The organism is Clostridium ihumii AP5 (assembly GCF_000612845.1).
In the GTDB taxonomy this organism is placed as follows: Bacteria; Bacillota; Clostridia; order Clostridiales; family Clostridiaceae; genus Clostridium_J; species Clostridium_J ihumii.
The window spans coordinates 1-25,662 of sequence record NZ_CCAT010000064.1 but is presented as its reverse complement, the minus strand read 5'-3'; the positions used below and the strand labels follow the sequence as shown (position 1 = coordinate 25,662).

Here is a 25,662-nt window from a genome sequence, read left to right as displayed (position 1 = left end):
ATAAATTGTTAATAATTTTTTATAAAGGATAATAAATTTATTAATATTATGGAATCCTATATTTAATATAAAAAATTTAAAATAAATATTATGAATGAAAAATTAGTAAAAGTATTTGTAAATGTTTTATTAGAGAGGGTGTTTTTATGAAACCAGAAAAATTAAAAGAAGATTTATATTGGGTAGGTGTTAGTGACCCTGAACTTAGAGTTTTTGATATAATAATGGAAACTAAAAGAGGAACTACTTATAATTCTTACTTAATACAAGATGAAAAAATAGTTCTATTTGACTCTGTAAAAAATAGATTTTCAGATATGTTTTTAGAAAATATAAAATCAGTAATAGGTGATAAAGGTATTGATTATATAGTAGTTCACCATACTGAACTTGACCATAGTGGATCTTTAGAAAAGGTTTTAGATGTATATCCTAATGCTACTATAGTAGCATCTAAAGCGGCATTAAAGTATTTAGAAAACATTTTAAATAGACCATTCAATAAATTAGTAGCAGATAAAGAATTAAATATAGGAAAGAGAACATTAAAATTTATATCAGCACCAAATTTACATTGGCCAGATACAATGTTCACATATGATGAATATGATAGAACATTATTTACTTGTGATGTAATGGGATGTCATTATTGTCCAACAGGATGTATAACTGGAGATTGTGGTGGAGATTATGAAAGTGAAATGAAATTATATTTCGATTGCATAATGGGACCATTCAAGAAATTTGTAAATATGGGACTAGATAAAATAGAAGATTTAGAACTTGATTTAGTAGCTCCAAGTCATGGACCAATTCATACAAAAAGACAAATATTTAAGTATATAGATTTATATAGAAAATGGGCTGAAGAAGAACCAATAAAGGAAAAGAATGTACAAATATTTTATATTTCTGCTTATGGTAATACAGAAAAAATAGCATTTTTCATGAGAGATTTAATAAATGAAAGAGGGATAAAAGCAGAAGCGCATGAAATAACAAGTCATAATTTAATAAATTTAATTGACAAAGTTGATAAAGCAAGTGGAATATTAGTAGGATCACCAACAATAAATCAAGATGCAGTAGCGCCTGCATGGAATTTATTAACTGGTATTAGTGCTGTAGTTAATAAGGGAAAAGCAGCAGAATCATTTGGATCTTTTGGTTGGAGCGGTGAAGGGGTATCAATGCTTCATAATAGATTAAAAGAATTAAAATTTAAAACATTAGATAATGGATTTAAATTTAATTTTGTACCTAGTGAAAAAGAATATGAGGAATGTAAAAACTTTATAGATGAGTATTTAAAATTAATAAAGTAATGTAAAAAACTATAGGCAAATTTTGCCTATAGTTTTTTTATTATAAGCTTTCAGATATAACATCCAAAAGATCTAAACATAAGTTTATAGTAATAGTACCATCTTCAAGCTTTGTGTTTAATTCTACAAAATCCATAGATTTTATTTTACCTGTTTTTAAAAGGTTAGATAATAAGGTTTTTACATCATCCACTGTCATACCATCAGGTACTGGTGTTCCAGTTCCAGATGCAAACTCAGGATCAATAGAGTCTATATCAAAGCTAAGATGTATGTTTTCTACATTATTTTTGTTTAATATATTGTTTATATCTTCTAGTATAGAAAGTATACCTTTGCTTTCTACATCTTTAGTAGAATATACATTTATACCTTCTTTAGATATTAATTCTAATTCGCCTTTATCTAAATCTCTAGCACCAATGATAAAAACGTTTTTAGGATTAACTTTAGAACCATTAAAATATAAATTAGTTAAAGTTTTGTCTCCAAAACCCATTGCAGCACCTAAAGGCATTCCATGAACATTTCCAGTAGGTGAAGTTTCTGGTGTATTTATATCACCATGAGCATCAATCCATATTACTCCAAGATTTTCATAGTATTTACTAGCACCACAAATACTACCTAATCCTAAAGAGTGATCTCCTCCAATAACTAAAGGAAAAGAATTAGAATTTAATGAAGAGTAAACAGTTTGAGCTAAATTTGAATTTACCTCAACTATAGTATTAAGATATTTCATTTTAGGGTGAGAAGAAAACTTATCACATTCACTAATAGAAGGAACATATAAGTTTCCTAAGTCGAAAACTGTATGATTATTCTTTCTCAAAATATCTAACATACCTTGTTCTCTTAATTGATTTGGTGATAAATCTACACCTTTTTTGTCGCAGCCTAAAAATAAAGGCACACCTATAACATTTATTTGCATAATTATTCCTCCTTTGCGATTTAAAATTATATAACAAAATGAAAAAAAATATAAGTAGTTTTGAAAAAAAACTTTAAATTTCAACATTATAAAAATTAAGAAAAATGTTAAAATTATAATAAAAGCATTTGCTATTTGAGTATATAATATAATAGATTTATAATAATTAGAGGAGGTAATGTTTTGGATAAGAAGAAAATAGTAGAGTTTTTAGCAGAATGTGATCTAGAGGATATAAAAGAGTTATCTTATGATGATTCAAGAATAATATTAAAATTTAATTATTACTTTGATGATTTAGAACTAGAGGCAGCAGAAGAATATGCAAATGATGAATGTGAGGAAGAAAGTAAAAGTGAAAGTTGGTATTATGAATATCTATTGCCATATTTAACTGATTTTGCAATGGATAATGTGGAAGAGATTGTAGAAGAGTGTAGTGAAGAAGTAGAATTAAATTATGAAGTGATATGTTATGAACCAACTGAAGTGTGTTATGATGTTATGAATTTTATAGCAGTATTTTCTAAAAATGAAATAGATGATATAGATTTAATAATGTTAAATTTAGATAAAAAATAAATCAAGCCTTCAGAAAGGAATAAATATCTGAAGCTTGAACAATATATGTATTTAACGTATATATGAAATTTTATCTAATTAATTAAAAATAAGTTTTTGATATTCAACTATATATTTATCTAACATTTGGGAATAATTGACTATCTCATTATCAGTTATTGAATTTTTTAAAACTAATGAATTTAAGATAGATTTGTAGTAGTCAATTTTTTCTTGTAAAATTTTGGCATCAACATTCATTTTCTTTCTCCTACATAAATATTATTTTTTTTACTGATTTTTACAAATTAAATTGTATCAGAAATAATTAGTAATGTTAAGAGAAAAGTTTTGTCAAAAAAATACATTTTTAATTATTTTTTTACAATATATAAAAAATTATGAAAGTATATTCATAAAAAAGAAAAAAAGCTAGTAAATAGACAGATACCAGTATTAAAGAAGCAATTTTAAAAAATATATAAAGAAAAAAATGTAAAAAGCAATCGAATTAAGAAAGAGGTATTATTATGGATTTTGATAAAATGATAGAAAGAATAAACTATTTGTACAAAAAAAGTCAAAATGAAGGATTAACTGAAGAAGAAAAAGAAGAACAACAAGAATTAAGACAAAGATACATAAACAATGTAAAAAGAAATTTTAGAGCACAGTTAGAGGGAATAGAAAGAATTCCACCAAAACCAAGAAGTTAAGGAGAAATTTAAGTATGGTAACTGTTGAAGATATAATAAAAAATTTTAATGTAGAAGTTTTAATTGAAGGAAATACAGAAAAAGAAATAAAGGCCTGTGATATAAACAGGCCTGGACTTCAATTATCTGGGTATTATGATTATTTCGACACGAAAAGAATACAAGTAATTGGTAAAAGCGAATATTACTACTTAAAGTCGCTTTCGAAAGAATTAAGGAGTGAAAGAATAGATAAGTTCTTTTCTTTAGATATTCCTTGTATAATTATAACTCGTGGATTAGAAGTAGATGATGAACTTTTACAATGCGCTAAAACTCATGGGATATGGATTTTGAGAACAAAATTAAAAGCTAGCAAATTTACAGGAAGAATCACTAACTTTTTAGAAACAGAATTAGCGCCAGAAACTAGAATGCATGGAGTTCTAGTAGATGTGTATGGTATAGGAATACTTATCTTAGGTGAAAGTGGAATTGGGAAAAGTGAAACAGCATTAGAGCTTATAAAAAGAGGACATAGACTAGTTGCAGATGATGCTGTAGATATAAAAGAAATAGATGGAACACTTCAAGGAACATGTCCCTATGTAACTAAGGGAATGTTAGAAGTTAGAGGATTAGGCATAATAGATATTTCTGCTATATATGGATTAAGTGCTATAATCCCTAGAAAATTTATAAAACTAGTTATATCTATTGAAAATTGGAATCCTGATAAATATTATGAAAGATTGGGAATTGATAAAGAAGAAATAGAAATATTAAATGTTAAAGTTCCAAAAATAACTTTACCAATAAGGCCAGGTAGAAATTTAGCAGTTATAATAGAAGCAGCAGCGGTTAATTTTAGATATAATGCTACTCAAAATATTACTGCAGTAGAAACTATTGAAAAAAGGTTAGAAGATTTAAATAACATAGAGATTTGAAGAAAAAGTTAAGAAAATGTTAATAATTATTGAACAATTTAAAAAAAATAAGAAAATAACATTTGTAATTATTAGAAATATTATGTACAATATATTCCGAGAGATATAAAAATTTGAAATGATATAAATTTTTTCAAAATTTAAATTTTAGGGAGGAAAAAAATATGGCAGATTTAACAAAAAAATATGAATTAGCTTGGGACAAATACACTAAAGAAGATTTAGAAAAGGTATTTGCATTATCAAATAGATATGTAGACTTCATGTCTAAATGCAAAACAGAAAGAGAATGTGTTGTAGAATTCACTAAATTAGCAGAAGCTCAAGGTTATAAAGATATAAATACATATAAATCTTTAAAAGCTGGAGATAAAGTATATGCTAATTGCATGGGAAAAACTTTAGCATTATTCTTAATCGGTTCAGAACCAATAGAAAAAGGATTTAACATCTTAGGAGCTCACATTGACTCACCAAGATTAGACTTAAAACAAAATCCATTATATGAAGATGCAGATTTTGCAATGTTAAAAACTCACTACTATGGTGGAATTAAAAAATATCAATGGACAACTCTTCCATTAGCAATACACGGAGTATTCTGTAAAAAAGATGGATCAATAGTTAATGTTGTTCTAGGTGAAGATGAAAATGAACCAGTAGTTGGAATTTCTGACTTATTAATTCACTTATCAGGAGACCAAATGGCTAAAACTTTAGCAAAAGGTATCGAAGGTGAAGACTTAAATGTTTGCATAGGAAGTATTCCAGTTGAAGACAAAGAAGCTAAAAATAGAGTTAAATTAAATGCATTAAGATTATTAAATGAAAAATACGGAATAGATGAAGAAGATTTCGTTTCAGCAGAACTTGAAGTAGTTCCAGCTGGAAGAGCTAGACATTATGGATTAGACAATTCTATGGTTATGGCATATGGACATGATGATAGAATCTGTGCTTATACTTCATATGAAGCAATGGCAGCTTTAACAGAAACAAAGAAAACTTGTGTAACTTTATTAGTTGATAAAGAAGAAGTTGGAAGCCAAGGTGCTACAGGAATGCAATCAAGATTCTTCGAAAACATGGTTGCTGAAGTTGTAAACTTAATGGGGGATTACAGTGACTTAAAAGTAAGAAGAGCATTAGCTAACTCAAAAATGTTATCTTCAGACGTAAGTGCTGCATTTGATCCAAACTATCCATCAGTAAGTGAAAAACAAAACAATGCATTCTTCGGAAAAGGTATTGTATTCAATAAATATACTGGAGCAAGAGGAAAAGGTGGCTGTAACGATGCTAACCCAGAATTCATTGCTGAGTTAAGAAGCATAATGGAAAAACACAATGTTTCTTGGCAAACATCAGAGCTTGGAAAAGTTGACCAAGGCGGCGGTGGTACAATCGCTTACATCTTAGCTGAGTATGGAATGGAAGTTATCGACTCAGGAGTTGCTCTACACAACATGCACGCTCCATATGAAATAGCAAGTAAAGCTGATATATATGAAGCAAGAAGAGCATATGAAGCATTCTTAATAGAAGCTTAATTAAAATTTATAATATAAAAAATAAGGTTCTGCTTATAGCAGGACTTTATTTTTTTATATTGATAAATAATTGTAAATTTTATTTATAATTTTAAAAAGAAAAGCTATAAAATGATATAATAGAAGTTATGAAAATATAAAAAGTAGCAGAGGTGAAATATTTGGAGCGAGTAATCATTCATATAGATATGGATGCATTTTTTTCATCTGTAGAGGTTTTGGATAATCCTAAATTAAGAGGGAAGCCAGTTGTTGTTGGGGGAGTTTCAGAAAGAGGTGTTGTAGCTACATGCTCTTATGAAGCTAGAAAATATGGAATAAGGTCAGCTATGCCTATATATAAGGCTAAAGCACTATGTCCAAATGCAATATTTTTACCTACAAGAATTTCAAGATATAAAGAAGTATCAAGTAAAGTTTTTGAAATTTTACATAGAATTACAGGAAAAATAGAACCTGTTAGTATAGACGAAGCATATTTAGATATAACGGATATAAATGAAGATGCATATATAGTTGCAAAAAGAATAAAAAAACTTGTAATGGATGAGGTAAAACTTACTTTATCGGTAGGCATATCATATAATAAATTTTTAGCAAAGTTAGCATCAGATTGGAATAAACCTAATGGTATAAAGATTATAGATAAAGAAATGATACCTAGGATATTATGGCCTCTTTCTATAGGGAAAGTTCATGGACTAGGAAAACAAATGGAAAGAAAACTTAATAATATGGCTATTTTTAATATAAAAGAACTGTATGATTTAGATAAAGAATTTCTCTATGAATATTTTGGGAAACAAGGAATAGAAATTTATTATAGAATTAGAGGAATGGATAATAGAGAAGTAATTACAACTAGAGAAAGAAAATCCATTGGAAAAGAAATAACATTGAAAAATGATACAAAAGATAAAGATGAATTGAAAAAGTATTTGAAAATATTTTCATTTAAAATAGAAGAATACTTAAAAAGAAATAATTTATCAGGAAGGACTTTAACAGTTAAAATAAAAACAGCATCTTTTGAAAATCACACAAAAAGTAGAACGTTAAATACATATATTAGTACTAATGAGGAAATTTATATTGAAGCTTTAGAAATACTAAATAGTATAGAATTAAAAGAAGATATACGATTAATAGGATTGACAATCTCATCACTTGGGGAGTGTGAAATAGAACAACTGAAGTTGTTTTAAATATTAAGGGGGTAAGATGTTATGTATTTAGATTTATTAGAAATAGTTAAGTGTCCAAAGTGCAATGGAAAATTTAAGATTAATAACATTACAAAAGAGGAAGATAATGAGATATTAGATGGAGAAATTTTTTGTAATTGTGGAGAGAAGTATTCAATAAAGGATGGTGTACTAGATTTTAACTCAAAAGAACAAGAATCTATGAATCAATGGAGTGAGTCTTATAAGGAGCTTAATTATGATGAATTAGATAAAAAAATAGAAGAAAATACTGATGTTATAATAAGTGACTTAAATAATAAATTAAAAAAGTACATTATAGATGATCTAAATTGCAGTATGCCAGAGGTTGTGTTAGATATAGCATCTGGAAGAGGAATGCTTGCAAGATATATGGCTGCCAATATTAATTATAATCCAACAATAATTTTAACAGATTTAAGTTTTGAAGTATTAAAATATGATAGGATAAAATTAAAAAATACAAACAGTTCTTTGAAAGTTAATTTTATAGCTTGTGATTGCTTGAATTTGCCATTAAAAGATAAAACTATAGATAGATGTGTAAGTTTCTTTGGAATATGTAATATGATTGGAATTCAACTTGAAGGAATTAAAGAATGCAAAAGAGTACTTAAGCAAAGTGGAAAACTTATAAATTCCGCAATGATAGAAGAAGATAATGAAAACATTAAGTCAAAGATAAATGATGCTTTAAAATTATGTAATTTAGATAGTATTGGTGAAATGGTATTTGAAAAAGATGTATATAATATTCATAAAAATGGAGGATTTGATAATGTTAAATTAGTAACAATTGGAGAGGGTATTTGTAATGAAAATAAATTTGATTTAATTCCACTTATTAATGAATGGTATGCTGTTATTGCTATAGAGGCAAAATAAAATTGAAATAATATATTAAATAAAGATAAAGGGTTTATCTCATTACTGAGATAAACCCTTATATAATAAAAATATATTAATTTACTAAAGCTACAAGTGTATCAGGATTAGTTATAAGTTTAATATCATCTGGTAGCTTGATATCTTTTACAAATATTTTATCATTATATTCTAAACTACTAACATCTATTTCTAAGTATTCAGGTATTTTTTCAACTGGACCTTGAAGTTCTATGTCATTTAAGTTATTTTCAAGAACTAATCTTTTAAGTGCTAAATTCTCATGACCAACGAATTTTACAGGAAGTCTTAGTTTTATTACTTCATTCTCTTTTACATATTGGAATTCAACATGCATAATTTTATTAGTAACACAATCCTTTTCAACTTTTTTTACAACACAACGTTTCATACAATCGTTAACTTTAAGTTGTATTATAGAACCATCTGAATTAGCATTAAGCAGCTTTAATAGTGAGGGTTCATCCATTTTTACAGGAATATTAGTTTCTAAAAATTCGCCATAAATTATTCCAGGAACCTTTCCAAGCTTTCTTACTTTTTTACCCGTTTCGTTTTTAAGTCTTTCTTCTGCTAAAATTATTGATTTATTCATCTTAAATTCCTTCTTTCTTTAAACACATAAACAAAATAATAAGTCAATTTAATTAACATGTTAGTTTTTTATATGTTTTAATTAATGTAGAGTAAAACAAACTTGAATATAAAAATTATTTATATTTATGAATTAAAATATTTTCAAGTATGTAACTTATCCTATATATACTCATAATTTATAAAAAAATTATGGATATATATATAATTTCCAAAGAAAATTAAGACAACATTAATTACATATTAGGAGGTCTTAATTCTACAATAGAAATTAGGAATAATCCTCCACATATGCATCACTCTCCTTTTTTATTCTATTTTATACAAAATAAATTATAACTCAAAAATGGAAACAATAAAATAAAAAAAGAAAATATTAACAATAAATTAATATGTTTACATAAAACTGTAATTAAATATAATTTAAGTTAAATTTAAGTTAAAGAATTCATAAAGATAGATATTCTTTTATCATCTAATGATACACAACCAATATCTCCATGGTTAGAATCTTTTTCAATTCCATGAAAATCTGAACCACATGTCAAAATTTTATTATATTTTCTGGCAAGATTAATATACTTAGCTGTATCATAATCACTATTAATTGAATAATACGCTTCAATACCATCAAATTTTAATTCCATTAAATCTTCAATATTAGATTTTTTTATTAATACAGGATGAGCAAGTGAAACAAAAGCATTATATTTTTTAAGTATATCAATACCTTCTTCAAGTGAAATATTTTTATTTTCTACATATGCAGGACTATCTTTATTAATGAATTTCTTAAAAATTTCATCAAAAGTATAATTATATCCATTCTTTATTATTGCTTTAGCTATGTGAGGCCTTGCTATTATATAGTTATCCTTAACATCCTCATATGAAATTGATATATTAAAAAATTTTTCTAAGTTTGAGATTATCTTTTTAGCTCTTTCTATTCTAGAACTTTTTAAATCATCTAAAAAATTTTGAAATGATTTATCTTTATAACTATCATCTTTAAAATAACCTAATATATGAATGCTTTCATTATTATGTATTGTAGAAAGTTCAATACCAGGAATTATAGTTATATTTTTAGTTTTACTATATGTCAGTGCTTCTTCTAAACCATTTGTTGTATCATGATCTGTGATAGCTAGTATATCTAAAGTGTTTTTAAGGGCTTTATCTATTAGCTTCACTGGTGTTAAAACTCCATCAGAAGCAGTTGTATGTGTATGTAAATCAATCTTCAAGTTAACATCTCCTTTAAATGTAATTCCTTACTATAGCGCAATGAATTGTTTTATTTCCAATAAAATTGTATTCTTAAATAAGAAAACATAATAATAATATTATTACTAATATAACATAGATATAAAGCATTAGAAAAATAATGATTAATATATTTTACATAGTAAATTCAACTTGCAAATATATTATTGAATTTTAAGATGTTTTTAAATAATTAATAAATTTCAATATTTACATTTTCACTATATAATTATATAAATTTAACAAACTTTTTAATAAAAGGGGAGAAGACAATGTTTTTGATGATAGATAATTACGATTCTTTTGTATATAACTTGGTAAGATATTTAGATGAAATAAATGAAGAAACTATAATTTACAGAAATGATAAAATAACAATAGAAGAAATTTATAAATTAAATCCAGAAGGTATAATAATTTCACCAGGACCTAAATCACCCAAGGAAAGTGGTATAGTTTTAGATGTAATAAATGAATTTAAAGGCAAAATACCTATATTTGGTGTTTGTTTAGGACATCAAGCTATTGGACATGCTTTTGGAGCAAATATACTTAAAGGTAAAATGCCTATGCATGGAAAAATATCTGCTATAAAACATGATGGAGAAGGTGTATTTTTAAATATAAAAAACACAATAAATGTTACAAGATATCATTCATTAATAATTGAAAGAAGTTCATTACCAAAAGAACTTAAAATTACGGCTGAAACAGAAGATAATGTAATAATGGGTGTTAGACACAAAAATTATCCAATAGAAGGAGTTCAATTTCATCCAGAAGCAGAACTTACTGAATTTGGACATGAGATTATAAAAAATTTCACAAAAAATGCTAAGTCATGGAATAAAGAGTTTAAAGCGTAAATTTAGGGGGACTTATGAAATGTATATAAAAGAGATAGAGTGTAGTTTAAATCCTTTTGAAATTTTCAACATATTCAAAGAATATAATGAGGTTATATTTTTAGATAGTGGTAGAGATTTTGAAAGTTTAGGGAGATATTCATTTATAGGATTAAATCCATATAAGACATTTATGTATAAAGATGATATATGCAATATAAATGGAAAAACTTTTAAGGGTGATTGTTTTAAAGAATTAGATAAAATATTTTTAGAGGATAAAATTGAAAATAAAACAGACTTTCCTTTTATAGGTGGTGCAATGGGATATTTCTCTTATAATTTACTTAAGAATATAGAAGAAATAAATGAAATAGCAGTGGAAGATGTTGTAATTCCAGAGTGTTACTTTAATTTTTATGATAATATAATTATATTTGATAATTTAAAAAGAAAATGTACAATAACAGCACTTGGAAAATTATGTGATGAAATGAGGAGCATTGACAATATAGAACAACTTATTAATAATGGTAAAAAAGTTAAGAAAAAGGATTTTTCAATGTTACAATATAATGTTGATGATTTTAAATCAAACTTTGGAAAAGATGAATACATAGAAGCGGTTTCAAAGGTTAGAGAGTATATAAGAAATGGTGATATTTATATAACTAATTTAACACAAAGGTTTCAAAAAGAAATAGAAAAAGATGCTTTTGAAATATATGAAAAATTGAGAACTATAAATCCAGCACCTTTTGCATCATATATGAATTTAAATGATTTTAAAATTTTATCATCATCACCAGAACGATTCTTAAGTGTTAAAGAAGGGATAGTAGAAACTAGACCTATAAAGGGAACTAGACCTCGTGGGGGTAATGATGAAGAAGATTTTAAATTTAAAACTGAACTTTTAGAAAGTGAAAAAGATAAGTCAGAACTTTTAATGATAGTAGATTTAGAAAGAAATGATTTAAGTAAAGTTTGTGAAAAAAATTCAGTAAAGGTTACAGAATTATTTAAGCTAGAAGAATATAGTACTGTATTTCATTTAGTATCCACAGTAATTGGAAAACTAAAAAATGAGTGTTCAAGCATAGATTTAATAAAAGCAACTTTCCCAGGGGGATCAATAACTGGTGCACCAAAAATAAGGTCAATGGAAATAATAGATGAAATTGAAAAGGTTAAAAGAAATATATATACTGGTGCAATTGGATATTTAGGGTTAGATGGTAATGTAGATTTAAATATAGCTATAAGAACTATATTCATAAAAGATAATAAAGCATATTTTGGAGTAGGTGGAGGAATTACTTTTGAGTCTAATGAAGAAATGGAATATGAAGAAACTATAGATAAAGCTAAAGCTTTAATGAGAGCGTTAAGTTAAAAAATTGTATAATTATATAGATTATATAAGAAGAGAGTGTGAGTTTTTTGGAAAGCAGAAGTAAAATAATTTTAGATGATGGATTTATATTTGGAAGAGGATGCTTTGAGACAATACTTATAAAAGATAAACCTATATTTTTAGAAGAACATATCAATAGATTAAATTATTCGCTGAAAACTTTAAATGTGGATAATGAATTAAGGATAGAAGATGTAATTAGCAAAATAAAAGAACTAGATATTAGAAATAAAGCACTAAAAATCATGGTTTCAAGTGACAATGTTGTATATAAAGTTAGAGATATTGGATATTTGGAAAAAAATTATGAAGATGGATTTAAAATAAAATTTAGCAAGATAAGAAAAAATGAATATTCTACTTTAACATATGTTAAATCATTAAATTATTTAGAAAATATTATAGCAAAAGAAGATGCTAAAAAAGATGGATTTGATGAAAGCATATTTTTAAACACAAATGGTTTTTTAGCTGAGGGTTCAGTATCAAATATATTTATAATAAAAGATGATATAATTTATACTCCAAAAGTTAATTGTGGAATTTTACCAGGAATAATAAGAGGATTTTTGATAGATAACATAGAAACTATAGGGTACAGGATTATACAAAAAAATTTAACAAAAGAAGAAGTGTTAAATGCAGATGGAGTATTTTTAACTAATAGTTTAATGGGAGTTATGAAAGTTTCAGAAATAGAAAAGACAAAAATGAAAGAAAGTCCTTTAATAAATGAAATTAGAGAATTTTATCTTAAATTTTTATAAAACATAACTTAAAGTATTTTAATTGACAATTTAGTTGCAACTAAAATAAACTTATAACACTATAATTAGGTAAAAAATTATAATATAAGATTAAAAATGACCTACAAATGTTAATACAACTATAGAAATGGAAGTGTTTAATATGATAGATAAGGAAAAAATTGAAAAAGCAGTAACTATGATTATAGAAGCTATAGGTGAGGATCCCAATAGAGAAGGGCTTTTAGAAACACCTAATAGAATTGCTAGAATGTATGAAGAAATATTTGGTGGATTAGAAGAAAATCCAAAGAAACATTTAGAAAAAGTTTTTACAGTAGAAAATGATGATATAGTTATAGAAAAGGATATTACATTTTATTCTATGTGTGAACATCATTTTATACCTTTTTACGGGAAAGCACATATAGCGTATATACCTAATGGTAAAGTGACTGGACTTAGTAAACTTGCAAGAACAGTAGAGGTATTTGCTAAAAGACCACAATTACAAGAAAGATTAACAGCACAGATAGCAGAAGCTATAATGGATAATTTGGATACAAAAGGAGTTCTTGTAATAATTGAAGCAGAACATATGTGCATGACTATGAGAGGAATTAAAAAACCTGGAACTAAAACAACTACTATAGTTGGAAGGGGAATTTTAAGAGATAATATAGATATGCAAAATCAAATTATATCTTTAATTAAATTTTAATATATAAAACAAGGACTAAAATATTATGAAAAAAATAGAACTTATAATTAATAACGAAACTTTTAAAAAAAATTTAAAAAAATTACAAGAACTTGAGAAAAATAGAGTTTTTTGCAAACATGGTATAGAGCATTCTTTAGATGTAGCTAGAATTGCATATATTATGGTTTTAGAAAATAATTTAAAGATAGATAAAGAAATAATATATGGTGCAGCACTTTTGCATGATTTGGGAAGAGTACTTCAATATGAAGAAAATATTCCACATGAAGAAGGAAGTTTAATTTTAGGAAAGATAATACTAAAGGAATGTAATTATTGTGATGAAGATATAGATATGATTTTAAATGCTATAAAATTTCATAGAAAAGAAGAAAGCAAAAGTGAATTAGGAGAAATTCTTTATAAAAGTGATAAACTATCTAGAATGTGCTTTGCATGTAAAAGCGAACTAGATTGTTATTGGGATAAAAAAAAGAAAAATTTTATAATTAAATATTAATGAGAAATTTTTATAGGGGTGAGTGATTTGACTAGAATAATGAAAATTGAAAAGAAAAATTTTGATTTAGATGAAAGAACTATAATAATGGGTATACTTAATGTAACTCCAGATTCATTTTCGGATGGAGGAAATTATAATACCATAGAAAACGCTGTTAAAAGGGCATTAGAGATGATTGAAGAAGGTGTAGACATAATAGACATAGGTGGAGAATCTACAAGACCAGGACATAAATCAGTAGGTTTAGAAGAAGAACTTGAAAGAGTTATACCGATTATAAAAGCGATAAGAGAAGTTAGTGACATTCCAATTTCGGTAGATACATATAAGGGAAAAGTTGCAGAAGAAGCAATAAAAAATGGAGCATCGCTTATAAATGATGTTTGGGGATTTAAGAAAGATGAATACATTGCAGAAGTTGCAGGAAAATATAATGTGCCATGTTGCTTAATGCATAATAGAGAAGATAAGAATTACAATGATATAATAGAGGATATGATTGTGGATTTACAAAAAAGCATAGATATAGCAATAAAAAATGGTGTAAAAAAAGAAAATATAATTTTAGATCCAGGTATAGGATTTGCTAAAACTTATGAAGATAATCTTGTAGTTATGAAAAATCTAAAAAAAATAAAAGAAATGGGTTATCCAGTTTTATTGGGAACATCAAGAAAATCATTTATAGGGAAAGCTTTAAATATAGAAGAACCTAAAGATAGAGTAGAAGGTACTATGGTAACTACTGTTATGGGAATTATGAGCGGGTGTGAATTTGTTAGAGTTCATGATGTTAAAGCTAATAAACGTACTGCTATGATGACAGAAGCTATACTAAAGTGTGAGTAGTAGAAAAATTATAAAATGACAAGACAATTAGCAAGAGGTGTTTGAATGGACAAAATATATATAAAGGATTTAGAGGTTTTTGCGAACCATGGATATTTTGAGGAAGAAAAGAGTTTAGGACAAAAATTTATTTTAACTATGGAAGTTGATTTAGATTTAAGCAAAGCTGGTAATGATGATGATTTAAATAATACAGTACACTATGGTATATTATGTGATGAAATAGAAAAAGAATTTACAAGAAAAAGTTATGATCTTATAGAAAAAGCAAGTGAAGAATTAATTAAATTTATAATGTTTAAATATGATGAAATAAAAACTGTAAGATTAGAACTTAAGAAGCCATGGGCTCCGGTAAAAAAACACTTAGACTATGTCTCAATAAAAATGGAAAGAACTTGGCATGAAGCTATAATAGCTGTAGGAAGCAATATGGGAGATAAAAAGAAAAATATATTAGATGCATTTAGTTCTATAAATAATTCTAATCATACAAAAATATTGGAAATAGCAAATTATTATGAAACAGAGCCATGGGGATATGAAGCTCAGGATAAATTTTTGAATACGGCAATAAAAGTAAAAACTATATTAAGTCCTAAAAAATTAATGAGATATTTATTAGATGTAGAGTTGGAAATGAAAAGAGAAAGAATAATAAAATATGGACCAAGAACTTTAGATTTAGATATAATATTTTATGATGACATTGTAAGTTATGATAAAGATATAATAATACCACATCCGAGAATGGAAGAAAGGATTTTTGTGTTAGATCCTTTATGCGATATAGTTCCATATAAAGTGCATCCTATCTTAAATAAGAGAGTTGTTGAACTAAAAGATAATTTATTGCAAGAGAGCAAATAAACATAAAAAATCAGCATTATAAATTATAATGCTGATTTTAAATTTTCTGAAAATATATCATAAACATTGATGTTATTAGATTCATAATTGTATATAAAAAAGACTATTTTTAACACCCATGAGGAAGTTTGCTACAAGTAAATCTAGGATTATATTAAATTTAAAGTTATCTATTGTTTTCTACATAGTATTTACATAATCCATATAAATTTAGAGAAAGAGGGATATCCTTCATATCCACATAATCCTTGTCTAATGAACCATCCCAAGGTGAAATGGAGATATAATTTTCATCATATATGTTTATAGCATACTTAGTATCTGCAAAAGATATAAAAACTTTGTATATTGATTTTTTATCTCCAATAGAATTTTTTATATCAGGATTACAATATTCAGGTTTTAAAGAATTTACAAATTTTAATATATCAAAACTTTGATCTTGAGATAAATTTATTTGCTTGTACATATTTACATCAAAAACATATACTTCTAATGGTGGATTTTTTATGTACGAATTAATTAATTGGTCAGTGTAAAAATTATAAGAGAGTTTTTCCTTTTTAAAAATAAATTTTAAATCAGAAGAACAACCTGTAAGTCCTAATGTTATGAATAATATAAGAATGATAGCAGTAAGCCTTTTATACATAATAAAAAATCAACTCCTTAGTAAAGTTTATTTAATAGTCTTTAAAATATTTTATCTAAAGATTATATAATAACTTATGAAAAATAGTTCATGTTTATTACAAATTTAAATATAAGGTTATGTTTTTAAAGTGATATATAAACTTAGGATAGATATATACGAAAGAATAGATAGAGGTGAAGATTTATGAATATTAGGTCAGTAGATTTAAGTTTAAACAATTACACAAGCTTTGGTATGAAATATAATAATGAAAACAACAAAATGAACAATGAACAAAAGAATACACAATCTATTAAGATTAATACTAAAAATAATAATAACATTATAGAAAATTTAAACAAAGTGAAAGAAAATTTATTGAAGAAAAAACAAGAATTACAAGAAAAGGGACTGGAACCAGAAGAATTAAAAGAAAAGTTAAAATCCGTAAATGAAGAAATAATGAAAATAGAACAAGAAATTTGTAATGCTCAAATTATGGAAAAAGAGAAAGAGCGAGAAAAGGCTGAAAATAAAATTAAAGAAAAAGTGAAAAATGAACACAAGGATGAAGAAAGAGATGGTGTTATAGTTTCAGGTTCCCTTATTGAATTAATGGAATCAAATAATCACTTAGACAATGCTAAGATATTAAAATCAACTAAAGCAAATTTAAAGGTAGAGTTAGGTTATTTAAAAAATAGGAAAAGTGAAAGTCTATACGTAGAAGCAAATTCAAATGAAAATTCATATGTAAACAAACATATTAGAAAACTTACAAAAGGAATAAACGGATTAGAAAGAAGAATTAATTTAGAGGTTAATAAATCTAATATAAATAAAATTGAAAATGATGATGAATTCGTTAAGAAGAATAACAAAAGTAATAATGATGAAGAAAGCACAAAGAAAATAGAAAAAGTTAATAATGATAAAAGTGAGAATGCAGATTAACTTTGTACAAAAAATAGAAGGGAGGAGCCCTTCTATTTTTATGAATTATAAGGTAAGAATGTTAAATATACATAGGGTGTTATAAAAATAAACAATTAACTTTAGTAGTTTATGTCATATATACTTATAAGGACTTTAAATAAAATTATATTTGAGTTTATAAATTACTACCAGAAGAAAAACCAAAACGGATTCCAAAAATAATCATCACAACAGTTGTTGTTACATGAATCATTGCAATTGCAATTGTTATTGTTATTGTTATTGTTGCATGAGTTGTTACAATTATTATTATTGTTGTTGCAATTATTTGAGCAATTTGAACAACCTTGACAGTCATCATCAGAGCATATATAGAAATTATATTGATTTGTCATTTCTAAAAAACCTCACTTTATAAATTTAAAAGTAAATTTTGCAAGTTAAATATTAAGCTTAAACTTTGATGTTAAAAATTTACTTTTACTTTGATAAAATTTATTTTGATAATATAACATATGAGGATGTATTAAGAAATGATACAAAATAGATGAAAAAATATAAAAATAAATTTAAATTTAATAAAAAGGAAAAAAATATATTTACTTTAAATAATTAAATTATAATACATAAATGAGAGAGGATGTTATTAATAACATTTACTTATAAAATAGTACTATTATTCAAGGGATTTTTTTATATAATTATATATTATAGGAAGTTAGTGATTTTATATAAAAAATAAGATCATGAATATAAATTCATGATCTTATATGGTACTAGTGACGAGAGTCGAACTCGTACGGTTTCCCGTTCGATTTTGAGTCGAATGCGTCTGCCATTCCGCCACACTAGCATGTCACAACCTGACAAAAATTATTTTAACATAATGCAATAATAAAATCAATAACTTTTCAATATTTTCCTTTAAAATTAGATGAAAAATTTTTCATATATATAATTATATAGAGAAACAAGTTGAAAAGTACAATTATTTTTGTTTCATTTGGGAATTCTAATTAATTTAATTGAAAATGAAAAATTGAAAGTTGAAAGTGAATGTAAAAATTGGAGATCCAATTTTAAAAAATTAATTTTTATTAGATTTGCAAAGCAAATTATTTAAACACAATATAAAAATTTAGCTTTATAAAATATCCAAAGTAATAATGATAGTTACTATTAAAACTATGATTAGTAAGAATATTATGATGGGGAATTTATTCTCCAAAATGAACTTTTTATGGATAAATATTATACTGATTTTATTTGAAGTACAAATAAAACATTGTAGTGGGGATTTCAATCCCCGGGATATTCACCATCACTCTTAACTCTTACTTGGTTTCAAATATAAAAATAGCAATAAATTGTAAGCTTAATAGTATCATTTAAGAAAGAGATTACTTTGAATTTGAACCCTATATATAAAAACAATCACAGTTACAAAATTGAAAACTGTGATTGCTTTGATTTTTACAGATGTTAGTAAAAACTATATATTTAAAATATACTTAAATCAAATTCTCTAGATAATAATTCTAAAGCTTTAAGACCGCCAGAACTATTTCCTTTAGAATCTAGTGCTGGACCTACAAGACCTATTCCCATTCTTCTAGGAACAGCAGCCATTATTCCACCACCAACTCCGCTTTTTGCAGGAATTCCAATATGTACAGCAAATTTACCAGAAGCATCATACATACCACAAGTAACCATTATAGTTTTTATAATTCTACATATATCTCTTGAAACAATTCTTTCTCCACTTATAAGAACGCCATCATTAGCAAGCATTGCACCAATTCTTGCTAAATCTCTACAAGTTACTTCCATAGAGCAAGCTTTGAAATAAACATCCAAAATTTCCTCTATGTCACCATCAAAAATTCCATTGCTTTTCATATAATATGCTAAAGCTCTATTTCTATTGCCAGTAGCTTTTTCACTTCTGTAAACTTCTTCATTTATAGCGATAGAATCGTTTTCACAAATTTTACGAGTTAAATTAAGGATTGTGTTAATTTTATCCTCAGGAGTTTTTCCATTAAGTAAAGAAGTGACTGCAATAGCACCAGCATTTATCATTGGATTTAATGGGCGCTTTTGAGGGCTTGTTTCTAAATTAGTTATTGAGTTAAATGCAAGTTCTGTAGGTTCCATACCTACCTTAGAAAATACATACTCAGCTCCATTTTCTAAAATAGCAACCATTAATGTAATAACTTTTGAAATACTTTGAATAGTGAATTTTGTATCGTAATCTCCTGCGTAATATTCTTTTCCATCAAGAGTTGTAACACAAATTCCTAGAGCTTGCGGGTTAGCTTTTGCAAGTTCAGGTATGTAATCTGCAACTTTTCCTGTATTGGCTGAGTCTCTACTATCATTTATTATGTTATCTAAAATTCTTTTCATAAGAATGTGCACTCTCCTTTGTTGTAATGTATTTTATAAAAATTTAATAATATTAAGTAGTACTAAAATAAAAGCAAAAAAATATCTTATGAATAGCTTTTCATGGAAAGCATTCCCAAGTACGAAATTTATAAACAAAAAAATCTTTAAGAAAATTCGTACATTCTTATTATAATATACATGAATAAAAAATTGCAATGAAAGATTTTTATTATATGAATAAATTTATATAATAAAATTTATAATATGGTATATTAATACAATTATGAAAATTAAAATTTCGACGAAAATAGTACATTAATAGTACATTTTGTTTAAATTTAATATAAAGGCACATATTATTTAATAGAACATTGTTAATAATATGTAGGAATGCTATAATAAACTATTACAATATATGATTTATTAGAAGTTTTAAATTTTAGAAAGGGAATATTAAAATGATAAGATTTTTAGATGCTGGAGAATCACATGGAAAAGCGTTAGTGGCAATATTAGAAGGAATTCCAGCTAATTTTAAGATAGATTTAGATTATGTTAATAATGAACTTAAAAGAAGACAATGTGGGTATGGCCGTGGAAGTAGAATGAAGATAGAAAATGATAAAGTGGAAATATGGTCAGGTATAAGAGGTAATATAACTACAGGAAATCCCATAACGTTGGTAATTTTTAATAGAGACTTTGAAAATTGGAAAGAATTCATGGAAAGAGATGCATTAGAAGATGAAAAGATTATAATTCCAAGACCAGGGCATGGTGATTTAGTTGGATTTTATAAATATAATACTTCTGATATTAGAAATTCTATTGAGAGGACTTCAGCGAGAGAAACCGCAATAAGAACTGCCGTTGGAGCAGTTTGTAAAGATATATTAAGAGGTTTAAATATAGAAATAAGAAGTAAAGTTCAATCTATAGGAAAATACGAAGATGTACATATGAACTTATTTGATGATAGGGTATATGATAAAGTTAATAACAGTGAAGTTAGAGTATTTGATAAGGACACAGAAAAAGATATAAAAAATCTTATAGACATATGCAAAAAAGAAGGAAACACTGTTGGAGGAACTATAATTGCAGAAATTAAAGGTGTGCCGTTAGGAATTGGAAGTTATGCTCATTATGATAGAAAATTAGATGGGATTTTAAGTATGGCAATAATGTCACTTCAAGGAATTAAAAGTATAGAAATTGGCGATGCTTTAAGCAAAGAAAAGTTTCTTGGAAGTGACTATATAGATGAAATATATTTTGACGAAGACACTATAAAAAGAAAGTCCAATAGTGGTGGTGGCATTGAGGCTGGTGTTTCCAATGGTGAAAATATAAGAGTTAAAGCTTTTATGAAACCTATACCATCAGTAAAGTTAGATATAAAATCAGTAGATTTGAAAAATAGAAAAAATGTTACAACAAGATATGAACGATCTGATGTTTGCGGAGTAGTACCTGCATCCATTGTAATTGAAAATATATTAGCATTTGAAATATTAAATGAAATATTAAAGGTTTACCCTAATGATGATTTTAAAAAACTAAAGGAAATGATTTTAAAAAATGAGGTGATTATACGTGAGTAAGGAAAAACTACTTATTTTAGATGGACATAGTCTAATGTATAGAGCATTTTATGCTATGCCAAATTTATCTAATTCGGAAGGGCTATTTACTGGAGCAATTTATGGTTTTTCAAATATGTTATTTAAAATGATTGATGAAATAGAGCCAGATTATATAGTAACAACTTTTGATAGATCAAAGCCAACTTTTAGACATGAAGCTTTTGAAGAGTATAAAGCAGGAAGAAAACATATGCCCGATGAATTAAAAATGCAATTTCCTATAGTAAAAGAAATGCTTAATAAAATGGCTATAAATATTTTTGAACTAGATGGATATGAAGCAGATGATTTAATAGGAACATTAGCAAACTTTGCAGAAAATAATAGTATGGAAGTATATATTGTTACAGGAGATAGAGATGCATTACAGCTTGCTACTGACAATATAAAAGTAGTTATAAATAAAAAAGGTGTAACTGAGAAAGAAATTTATGATAGAAATAGAATGATTGAAGATTTTGGAGTTACACCAGATGAATTTATTGATGTTAAAGGGCTTATGGGAGATAAATCAGATAATATACCAGGTGTACCTGGTATAGGAGAAAAAACTGCATTTAAGCTTATAAAGGAATATAAGAGTATCGAAAATTTACTTCAAAACTTAGATAAAGTAAGTGGTAAAAAACTTAAAGAAAATTTATTAGAATATAGTGAACAAGCAATTTTTAGTAAAAAATTAGCAACTATAGTAAAAAATGCACCTGTTGAAATAAATTTAGAAGAAATAAAATCTAAAAAAGAATATGATATTAAAGGATTAAAAGAATTATTTTATAAACTTCAAATGAAAAACCAAATAGCAAGATTAGAATCAGAAATGCCTAGTGAAGAAAATGCAAAATCTCAAAATGTTGAATTTGAAGTTGTAGATAATATTGATAAGTTAGAAAATATTTTAAGTGAAATAAATGAAAAAGTGTTTTTTACTTTTAGTGTAAAAGATGATAAGTTTTATTCTAAAATTTATATAAATGAAATATATATAAAGATAAAAGAACAACTTTATTTAATTAGGTTATCTAAAATAAAAGAAGATGACAAAGAAAAAACTGTAAAAGTATTAAAGAAGTTTTTTGAAAATGAGAATATAGATAAGATATCTCATGGAGTAAAAAGTCTTTACACAGCATTAAGTAAAGATGGTATAGAACTTAATGGTATTAAATTTGACACTGAAATAGCGGCTTATTTAATAGATTCATCAAAGTCAGAATATAGTTTGAAAACATTAATTTCAAACTTGCTTATGGAAGAAATCAAAGAAGATGATGATAAAGTTCAAATGATATTATTATCTAAATTAGAAGATGTATATATAAAAGAAAAAGAAAAGATAGAAGAATTAAATATGGAAGAGCTTCTATATGATGTTGAGCAACCTCTAACTAAAGCTATATCAAATATGGAATGTGAAGGTTTTACAATAGACAAAGATTCTCTTTATGAATTAGGGGTAAGTTTTAAGAAAGAATTAGATGATTACACTAGTGAAATATATGAACTTGCAGGAGAAGAGTTTAATATAAATTCACCTAAACAATTAGGAAAAATATTATTTGAAAAGTTAGATCTACCAGTTATTAAAAAAACAAAAACAGGATATTCAACTAATGCAGAAGTATTAGATGCATTAAAAGATAAACATCCTATAATAGATAAAATTGTTTATTATAGACAACTAGCGAAATTATATTCTACTTATGTTGAAGGATTGAAACCAGTTATTGATTCAGATTCAAGAATACATTCAAGTTTTAATCAAACAGTTACAACTACTGGAAGGCTTTCAAGTACAGAACCTAATCTTCAAAATATACCTATAAAATATGAAATGGGAAGAAAAATAAGAAAAGTATTTATTCCTCATAATGAAGAGAGTGTTTTATTATCAGCAGACTATTCTCAAATTGAACTTAGAGTTCTTGCACATATAGCAGATGATGAAAATTTAATAAATGCTTTCAAAAAACATAATGATATACACACAACTACAGCTTCAGAGGTTTTTAATGTTAATATAGAAGATGTCACACCTCAAATGAGAAGCAATGCAAAAGCAGTAAACTTTGGAATTGTATATGGTATTGGTGATTTTAGTTTAGCTCAAGATTTGAATATAACAAGAAAAGAAGCAAAAGAGTATATAGATACTTATTTAGCAAGATATCCAAAGGTAAAAGAATATATAGATAACATAATTAGTGAAGCAGAGAATAAAAGCTATGTAACAACTATTTTAAATAGAAGAAGATTTATACCAGAAATAATGTCTTCAAATAAAATATTAAAAGCCCTTGGAAAAAGACTAGCAATGAATGCACCAATTCAAGGAAGTGCTGCAGATATAATTAAACTTTCTATGGTTAATGTATATAAAGAACTTAAAAACAGAAAGCTTAAGAGTACACTTATATTACAAGTTCATGATGAACTTATTTTAAATGTATATAAAGATGAACTTGAAGTAGTGAAAGAATTAGTGAAAAATGAGATGGAAAAAGTATTAACTTTGGATGTTCCCCTAGAAGTTGATATAAATATAGGGGATAGTTGGTATGACGCCAAATAAAACTATAGTAGTTGGACTTACTGGAGGTATTGGAAGTGGTAAAAGTACCATTTCCAATATGCTAGTACAAAAAAATATAACAGTTATTGATGCCGATAAAATCTCAAGAGACGTTTTAAGTATTTATCCTGAAATTCTTTTAGAAATAGAACAAGCATTTGGAAAAGAATATTTTTATGAAGATGGAACTTTAAACAGAAAAAAATTAGGGGCATATGTATTTTCCAGTAAAAAACTTAAAAAAGATTTAGAAAATATAATAATACCCTATATTAAAAGAGAAATTTTTGATAAAATAAAAAAGTGCAAAGAAAATATGGAAAAAATTTGTATAGTAGATGCACCAACTTTGATAGAAAATAATTTACAATATGATATGGATATTGTAGTTTTAGTAGTAGTGGATGAAAAAATTCAAATTGAACGAGTTATGAAAAGGGATTTACAAAGTGAAATTGAAGTAAAAAAGAGGATAAATAGTCAACTGCCAATAAAGAAAAAAATTAAATTTGCTGATTATATAATTGATAATAGTAAAGATATACAATTTGCTAAAACTCAATTAGATTCTATTTTAACTGAAATATATTTGAGGGGGAAAAATGAAGAGATTTAAGGCATTAATAAAAATTATTTTGTTTGTTTTAGTAATTATTATATTTTTAAATAAAGACTTTTTGCTTAAAAGAATATATCCACTTAAATATGAGGCATACATAATGACTTATTCTACCAAATATAATGTGGACCCTAACTTAGTTGCAGCTGTAATTAAAGCAGAAAGTAATTTTGATGAAGATGCAATATCTCATAAAGGTGCATATGGATTAATGCAAATAATGCCAGATACTGCAGATTGGATAGCTTCTCAAATTGGAATGGATGATATAACTTATGATATGCTATATAATCCAGAAATTAATATAAGAATGGGATGTTGGTATTTAGACAACTTAAGTGTAGAGTTTAATGGTAATATTGAGCTCATGATGGCTGCATACAATGGTGGTAGAGGAAATGTTCAAAAGTGGTTAAAAAATGATGAATACTCAAAGGATGGAGAAAATTTACACTTAATTCCATTTAATGAAACAAAAAGATATGTAAAAAAAGTAAATAGAAATTATAAAATCTATAAAGAATTGTATGATTTGAAATAAAACTAGACTATTACAAAGTTAAGTATTTTAATTTTGTAATAGTCTAGTTTTATTTTAGGTTTTATAATTTAAAAATCTAATAAATGTTATAGGGTTCCAAGCTAAAAAATGAAATTATTCAAATATTAAATGAGAATGGTAGTAGTAAAGGAAACAGAAATTATTTAAAACGTTATTCATAAAAATTTCAAAGATACTCTAATGAATTTGCCATTTTATTTCCAAGACTAAACGGCTATAAGTGAACTGAATTCAGAGCTATGTAATTAAATTCTAGTATATTTTTCATAACTCTTCGTCAGTAATTCACATTAATAAAATGCCATTATTAATGCGAATTACTTCCTTGAT

26 protein-coding genes and 1 tRNA gene are annotated in these 25,662 nt (G+C 25.9%); 19 read left to right on the top strand and 8 right to left on the bottom strand.

The window, feature by feature from the left end; translation table 11 throughout:
- Positions 1 to 146 precede the first annotated feature (146 nt).
- The gene (locus BN346_RS12910) at positions 147 to 1,325 is read left to right on the top strand and encodes an FprA family A-type flavoprotein (protein WP_040329153.1); all 1,179 of its coding nucleotides are present in this window, start codon (positions 147 to 149) and stop codon (positions 1,323 to 1,325) included.
- A gap of 40 nt (positions 1,326 to 1,365) precedes the next feature.
- On the opposite strand, the gene rocF is transcribed toward BN346_RS12910, so the two are convergent.
- Positions 1,366 to 2,262 (bottom strand): arginase, encoded by an 897-nt coding sequence (gene rocF, locus BN346_RS12905; protein WP_040329152.1) that lies wholly within the window; start codon positions 2,260 to 2,262, stop codon positions 1,366 to 1,368.
- A gap of 183 nt (positions 2,263 to 2,445) precedes the next feature.
- On the opposite strand from rocF, the gene BN346_RS12900 reads away from it, so the two are divergent.
- On the top strand, positions 2,446 to 2,844 hold the full coding sequence (locus tag BN346_RS12900) for a hypothetical protein (protein ID WP_040329150.1): 399 nt from the start codon (positions 2,446 to 2,448) through the stop codon (positions 2,842 to 2,844).
- A 78-nt stretch (positions 2,845 to 2,922) separates the two neighbouring features.
- Here the strand turns inward: BN346_RS12900 and BN346_RS20995 are convergent, their stop codons facing one another.
- Positions 2,923 to 3,084 (bottom strand): aspartyl-phosphate phosphatase Spo0E family protein, encoded by a 162-nt coding sequence (locus BN346_RS20995; protein ID WP_074432712.1) that lies wholly within the window; start codon positions 3,082 to 3,084, stop codon positions 2,923 to 2,925.
- A 269-nt stretch (positions 3,085 to 3,353) separates the two neighbouring features.
- Here BN346_RS20995 and BN346_RS12895 point away from each other — a divergent pair, with 269 nt between their 5' ends.
- The 5 genes from BN346_RS12895 (at position 3,354) to BN346_RS12875 (ending at position 8,129) form a co-directional block, all read left to right on the top strand.
- Positions 3,354 to 3,539, top strand: coding sequence for a DUF896 domain-containing protein (locus BN346_RS12895; protein WP_040329149.1), 186 nt, complete (start codon positions 3,354 to 3,356; stop codon positions 3,537 to 3,539).
- 14 nt (positions 3,540 to 3,553) lie between these two features.
- Positions 3,554 to 4,468 (top strand): HPr(Ser) kinase/phosphatase, encoded by a 915-nt coding sequence (hprK, locus tag BN346_RS12890; protein ID WP_040329148.1) that lies wholly within the window; start codon positions 3,554 to 3,556, stop codon positions 4,466 to 4,468.
- 164 nt (positions 4,469 to 4,632) lie between these two features.
- A complete protein-coding gene (locus BN346_RS12885) occupies positions 4,633 to 6,018 on the top strand; it encodes an aminopeptidase (RefSeq protein WP_040329146.1) in 1,386 nt (461 codons plus the stop codon).
- Between the two features lie 161 nt (positions 6,019 to 6,179).
- On the top strand, positions 6,180 to 7,223 hold the full coding sequence (locus tag BN346_RS12880; protein ID WP_040329145.1) for a DNA polymerase IV: 1,044 nt from the start codon (positions 6,180 to 6,182) through the stop codon (positions 7,221 to 7,223).
- Between the two features lie 21 nt (positions 7,224 to 7,244).
- The gene (locus BN346_RS12875; protein ID WP_040329144.1) at positions 7,245 to 8,129 is read left to right on the top strand and encodes a class I SAM-dependent methyltransferase; all 885 of its coding nucleotides are present in this window, start codon (positions 7,245 to 7,247) and stop codon (positions 8,127 to 8,129) included.
- Positions 8,130 to 8,205: 76 nt separating this feature from the next.
- Here BN346_RS12875 and BN346_RS12870 read toward each other — a convergent pair whose 3' ends face one another.
- Both BN346_RS12870 and BN346_RS12865 read right to left on the bottom strand, forming a co-directional pair.
- Positions 8,206 to 8,745 carry a 50S ribosomal protein L25 gene (locus tag BN346_RS12870; protein ID WP_040329142.1) on the bottom strand — a complete coding sequence of 180 codons (540 nt, stop codon included), beginning with the start codon at positions 8,743 to 8,745 and terminating at the stop codon, positions 8,206 to 8,208.
- Positions 8,746 to 9,178: 433 nt separating this feature from the next.
- Positions 9,179 to 9,994 (bottom strand): PHP domain-containing protein, encoded by an 816-nt coding sequence (locus tag BN346_RS12865; protein ID WP_040329140.1) that lies wholly within the window; start codon positions 9,992 to 9,994, stop codon positions 9,179 to 9,181.
- Positions 9,995 to 10,285: 291 nt separating this feature from the next.
- Here BN346_RS12865 and BN346_RS12860 point away from each other — a divergent pair, with 291 nt between their 5' ends.
- The 7 genes from BN346_RS12860 (at position 10,286) to folK (ending at position 15,966) form a co-directional block, all read left to right on the top strand.
- Positions 10,286 to 10,879 (top strand): anthranilate synthase component II, encoded by a 594-nt coding sequence (locus BN346_RS12860; protein WP_040329139.1) that lies wholly within the window; start codon positions 10,286 to 10,288, stop codon positions 10,877 to 10,879.
- A 19-nt stretch (positions 10,880 to 10,898) separates the two neighbouring features.
- Entirely contained in the window at positions 10,899 to 12,254 is a 1,356-nt protein-coding gene (pabB, locus tag BN346_RS12855; RefSeq protein ID WP_040329138.1) for an aminodeoxychorismate synthase component I, read from the top strand.
- Between the two features lie 47 nt (positions 12,255 to 12,301).
- Complete coding sequence (locus BN346_RS12850; protein WP_242838431.1) at positions 12,302 to 13,042, top strand: aminotransferase class IV; 741 nt, start codon at positions 12,302 to 12,304, stop codon at positions 13,040 to 13,042.
- 145 nt (positions 13,043 to 13,187) lie between these two features.
- Complete coding sequence (gene folE, locus BN346_RS12845) at positions 13,188 to 13,742, top strand: GTP cyclohydrolase I FolE (RefSeq protein WP_187372138.1); 555 nt, start codon at positions 13,188 to 13,190, stop codon at positions 13,740 to 13,742.
- 25 nt (positions 13,743 to 13,767) lie between these two features.
- Complete coding sequence (locus BN346_RS12840; RefSeq protein WP_040329134.1) at positions 13,768 to 14,244, top strand: HD domain-containing protein; 477 nt, start codon at positions 13,768 to 13,770, stop codon at positions 14,242 to 14,244.
- 39 nt (positions 14,245 to 14,283) lie between these two features.
- Positions 14,284 to 15,096: a dihydropteroate synthase gene (gene folP, locus BN346_RS12835; RefSeq protein ID WP_040329212.1), complete on the top strand. Its 813-nt coding sequence runs from the start codon at positions 14,284 to 14,286 to the stop codon at positions 15,094 to 15,096.
- 45 nt (positions 15,097 to 15,141) lie between these two features.
- On the top strand, positions 15,142 to 15,966 hold the full coding sequence (gene folK, locus BN346_RS12830) for a 2-amino-4-hydroxy-6-hydroxymethyldihydropteridine diphosphokinase (RefSeq protein WP_040329132.1): 825 nt from the start codon (positions 15,142 to 15,144) through the stop codon (positions 15,964 to 15,966).
- A 166-nt stretch (positions 15,967 to 16,132) separates the two neighbouring features.
- Here the strand turns inward: folK and BN346_RS12825 are convergent, their stop codons facing one another.
- Positions 16,133 to 16,618, bottom strand: a complete 486-nt coding sequence (locus BN346_RS12825; protein ID WP_040329130.1) for a DUF4883 family protein — start codon at positions 16,616 to 16,618, stop codon at positions 16,133 to 16,135.
- A 186-nt stretch (positions 16,619 to 16,804) separates the two neighbouring features.
- Between BN346_RS12825 and BN346_RS21715 the strand changes: the two genes are divergently transcribed.
- Positions 16,805 to 17,554: a hypothetical protein gene (locus tag BN346_RS21715; RefSeq protein WP_040329128.1), complete on the top strand. Its 750-nt coding sequence runs from the start codon at positions 16,805 to 16,807 to the stop codon at positions 17,552 to 17,554.
- A gap of 157 nt (positions 17,555 to 17,711) precedes the next feature.
- Here the strand turns inward: BN346_RS21715 and BN346_RS21350 are convergent, their stop codons facing one another.
- From BN346_RS21350 to glsA, 3 genes are all read right to left on the bottom strand, one after another.
- Positions 17,712 to 17,897: a hypothetical protein gene (locus BN346_RS21350; protein WP_158644492.1), complete on the bottom strand. Its 186-nt coding sequence runs from the start codon at positions 17,895 to 17,897 to the stop codon at positions 17,712 to 17,714.
- 410 nt (positions 17,898 to 18,307) lie between these two features.
- Positions 18,308 to 18,389, bottom strand: a tRNA-Leu gene (locus tag BN346_RS12815).
- Between the two features lie 647 nt (positions 18,390 to 19,036).
- Entirely contained in the window at positions 19,037 to 19,951 is a 915-nt protein-coding gene (glsA, locus tag BN346_RS12810; RefSeq protein ID WP_040329127.1) for a glutaminase A, read from the bottom strand.
- A gap of 440 nt (positions 19,952 to 20,391) precedes the next feature.
- On the opposite strand from glsA, the gene aroC reads away from it, so the two are divergent.
- The 4 genes from aroC to BN346_RS12790 are packed head-to-tail and all read left to right on the top strand — an operon-like array spanning position 20,392 to position 25,311.
- Complete coding sequence (gene aroC, locus BN346_RS12805; protein ID WP_040329126.1) at positions 20,392 to 21,537, top strand: chorismate synthase; 1,146 nt, start codon at positions 20,392 to 20,394, stop codon at positions 21,535 to 21,537.
- A complete protein-coding gene (gene polA / locus BN346_RS12800) occupies positions 21,530 to 24,151 on the top strand; it encodes a DNA polymerase I (RefSeq protein ID WP_040329125.1) in 2,622 nt (873 codons plus the stop codon). The genes aroC and polA overlap by 8 nt, the downstream gene beginning before the upstream one ends.
- The gene (coaE, locus tag BN346_RS12795) at positions 24,138 to 24,767 is read left to right on the top strand and encodes a dephospho-CoA kinase (RefSeq protein WP_040329124.1); all 630 of its coding nucleotides are present in this window, start codon (positions 24,138 to 24,140) and stop codon (positions 24,765 to 24,767) included. The genes polA and coaE overlap by 14 nt, the downstream gene beginning before the upstream one ends.
- Positions 24,754 to 25,311 (top strand): lytic transglycosylase domain-containing protein, encoded by a 558-nt coding sequence (locus tag BN346_RS12790; protein ID WP_040329121.1) that lies wholly within the window; start codon positions 24,754 to 24,756, stop codon positions 25,309 to 25,311. The genes coaE and BN346_RS12790 overlap by 14 nt, the downstream gene beginning before the upstream one ends.
- Positions 25,312 to 25,662: the final 351 nt, after the last annotated feature.

Bases quoted from the DNA above. Each gene is read 5' to 3' on its own strand.
- BN346_RS12910 (WP_040329153.1), top strand. From the start codon at position 147: ATGAAACCAGAAAAATTAAAAGAAGATTTATATTGGGTAGGTGTTAGT.
- rocF (WP_040329152.1), bottom strand. From the start codon at position 2,262: ATGCAAATAAATGTTATAGGTGTGCCTTTATTTTTAGGCTGCGACAAA.
- BN346_RS20995 (WP_074432712.1), bottom strand. From the start codon at position 3,084: ATGAATGTTGATGCCAAAATTTTACAAGAAAAAATTGACTACTACAAA.
- BN346_RS12895 (WP_040329149.1), top strand. From the start codon at position 3,354: ATGGATTTTGATAAAATGATAGAAAGAATAAACTATTTGTACAAAAAA.
- hprK (WP_040329148.1), top strand. From the start codon at position 3,554: ATGGTAACTGTTGAAGATATAATAAAAAATTTTAATGTAGAAGTTTTA.
- BN346_RS12885 (WP_040329146.1), top strand. From the start codon at position 4,633: ATGGCAGATTTAACAAAAAAATATGAATTAGCTTGGGACAAATACACT.
- BN346_RS12875 (WP_040329144.1), top strand. From the start codon at position 7,245: ATGTATTTAGATTTATTAGAAATAGTTAAGTGTCCAAAGTGCAATGGA.
- BN346_RS12870 (WP_040329142.1), bottom strand. From the start codon at position 8,745: ATGAATAAATCAATAATTTTAGCAGAAGAAAGACTTAAAAACGAAACG.
- BN346_RS12860 (WP_040329139.1), top strand. From the start codon at position 10,286: ATGTTTTTGATGATAGATAATTACGATTCTTTTGTATATAACTTGGTA.
- pabB (WP_040329138.1), top strand. From the start codon at position 10,899: ATGTATATAAAAGAGATAGAGTGTAGTTTAAATCCTTTTGAAATTTTC.
- BN346_RS12840 (WP_040329134.1), top strand. From the start codon at position 13,768: ATGAAAAAAATAGAACTTATAATTAATAACGAAACTTTTAAAAAAAAT.
- folP (WP_040329212.1), top strand. From the start codon at position 14,284: ATGAAAATTGAAAAGAAAAATTTTGATTTAGATGAAAGAACTATAATA.
- folK (WP_040329132.1), top strand. From the start codon at position 15,142: ATGGACAAAATATATATAAAGGATTTAGAGGTTTTTGCGAACCATGGA.
- BN346_RS12825 (WP_040329130.1), bottom strand. From the start codon at position 16,618: ATGTATAAAAGGCTTACTGCTATCATTCTTATATTATTCATAACATTA.
- BN346_RS21715 (WP_040329128.1), top strand. From the start codon at position 16,805: ATGAATATTAGGTCAGTAGATTTAAGTTTAAACAATTACACAAGCTTT.
- BN346_RS21350 (WP_158644492.1), bottom strand. From the start codon at position 17,897: ATGATGACTGTCAAGGTTGTTCAAATTGCTCAAATAATTGCAACAACA.
- glsA (WP_040329127.1), bottom strand. From the start codon at position 19,951: ATGAAAAGAATTTTAGATAACATAATAAATGATAGTAGAGACTCAGCC.
- aroC (WP_040329126.1), top strand. From the start codon at position 20,392: ATGATAAGATTTTTAGATGCTGGAGAATCACATGGAAAAGCGTTAGTG.
- coaE (WP_040329124.1), top strand. From the start codon at position 24,138: ATGACGCCAAATAAAACTATAGTAGTTGGACTTACTGGAGGTATTGGA.
- BN346_RS12790 (WP_040329121.1), top strand. From the start codon at position 24,754: ATGAAGAGATTTAAGGCATTAATAAAAATTATTTTGTTTGTTTTAGTA.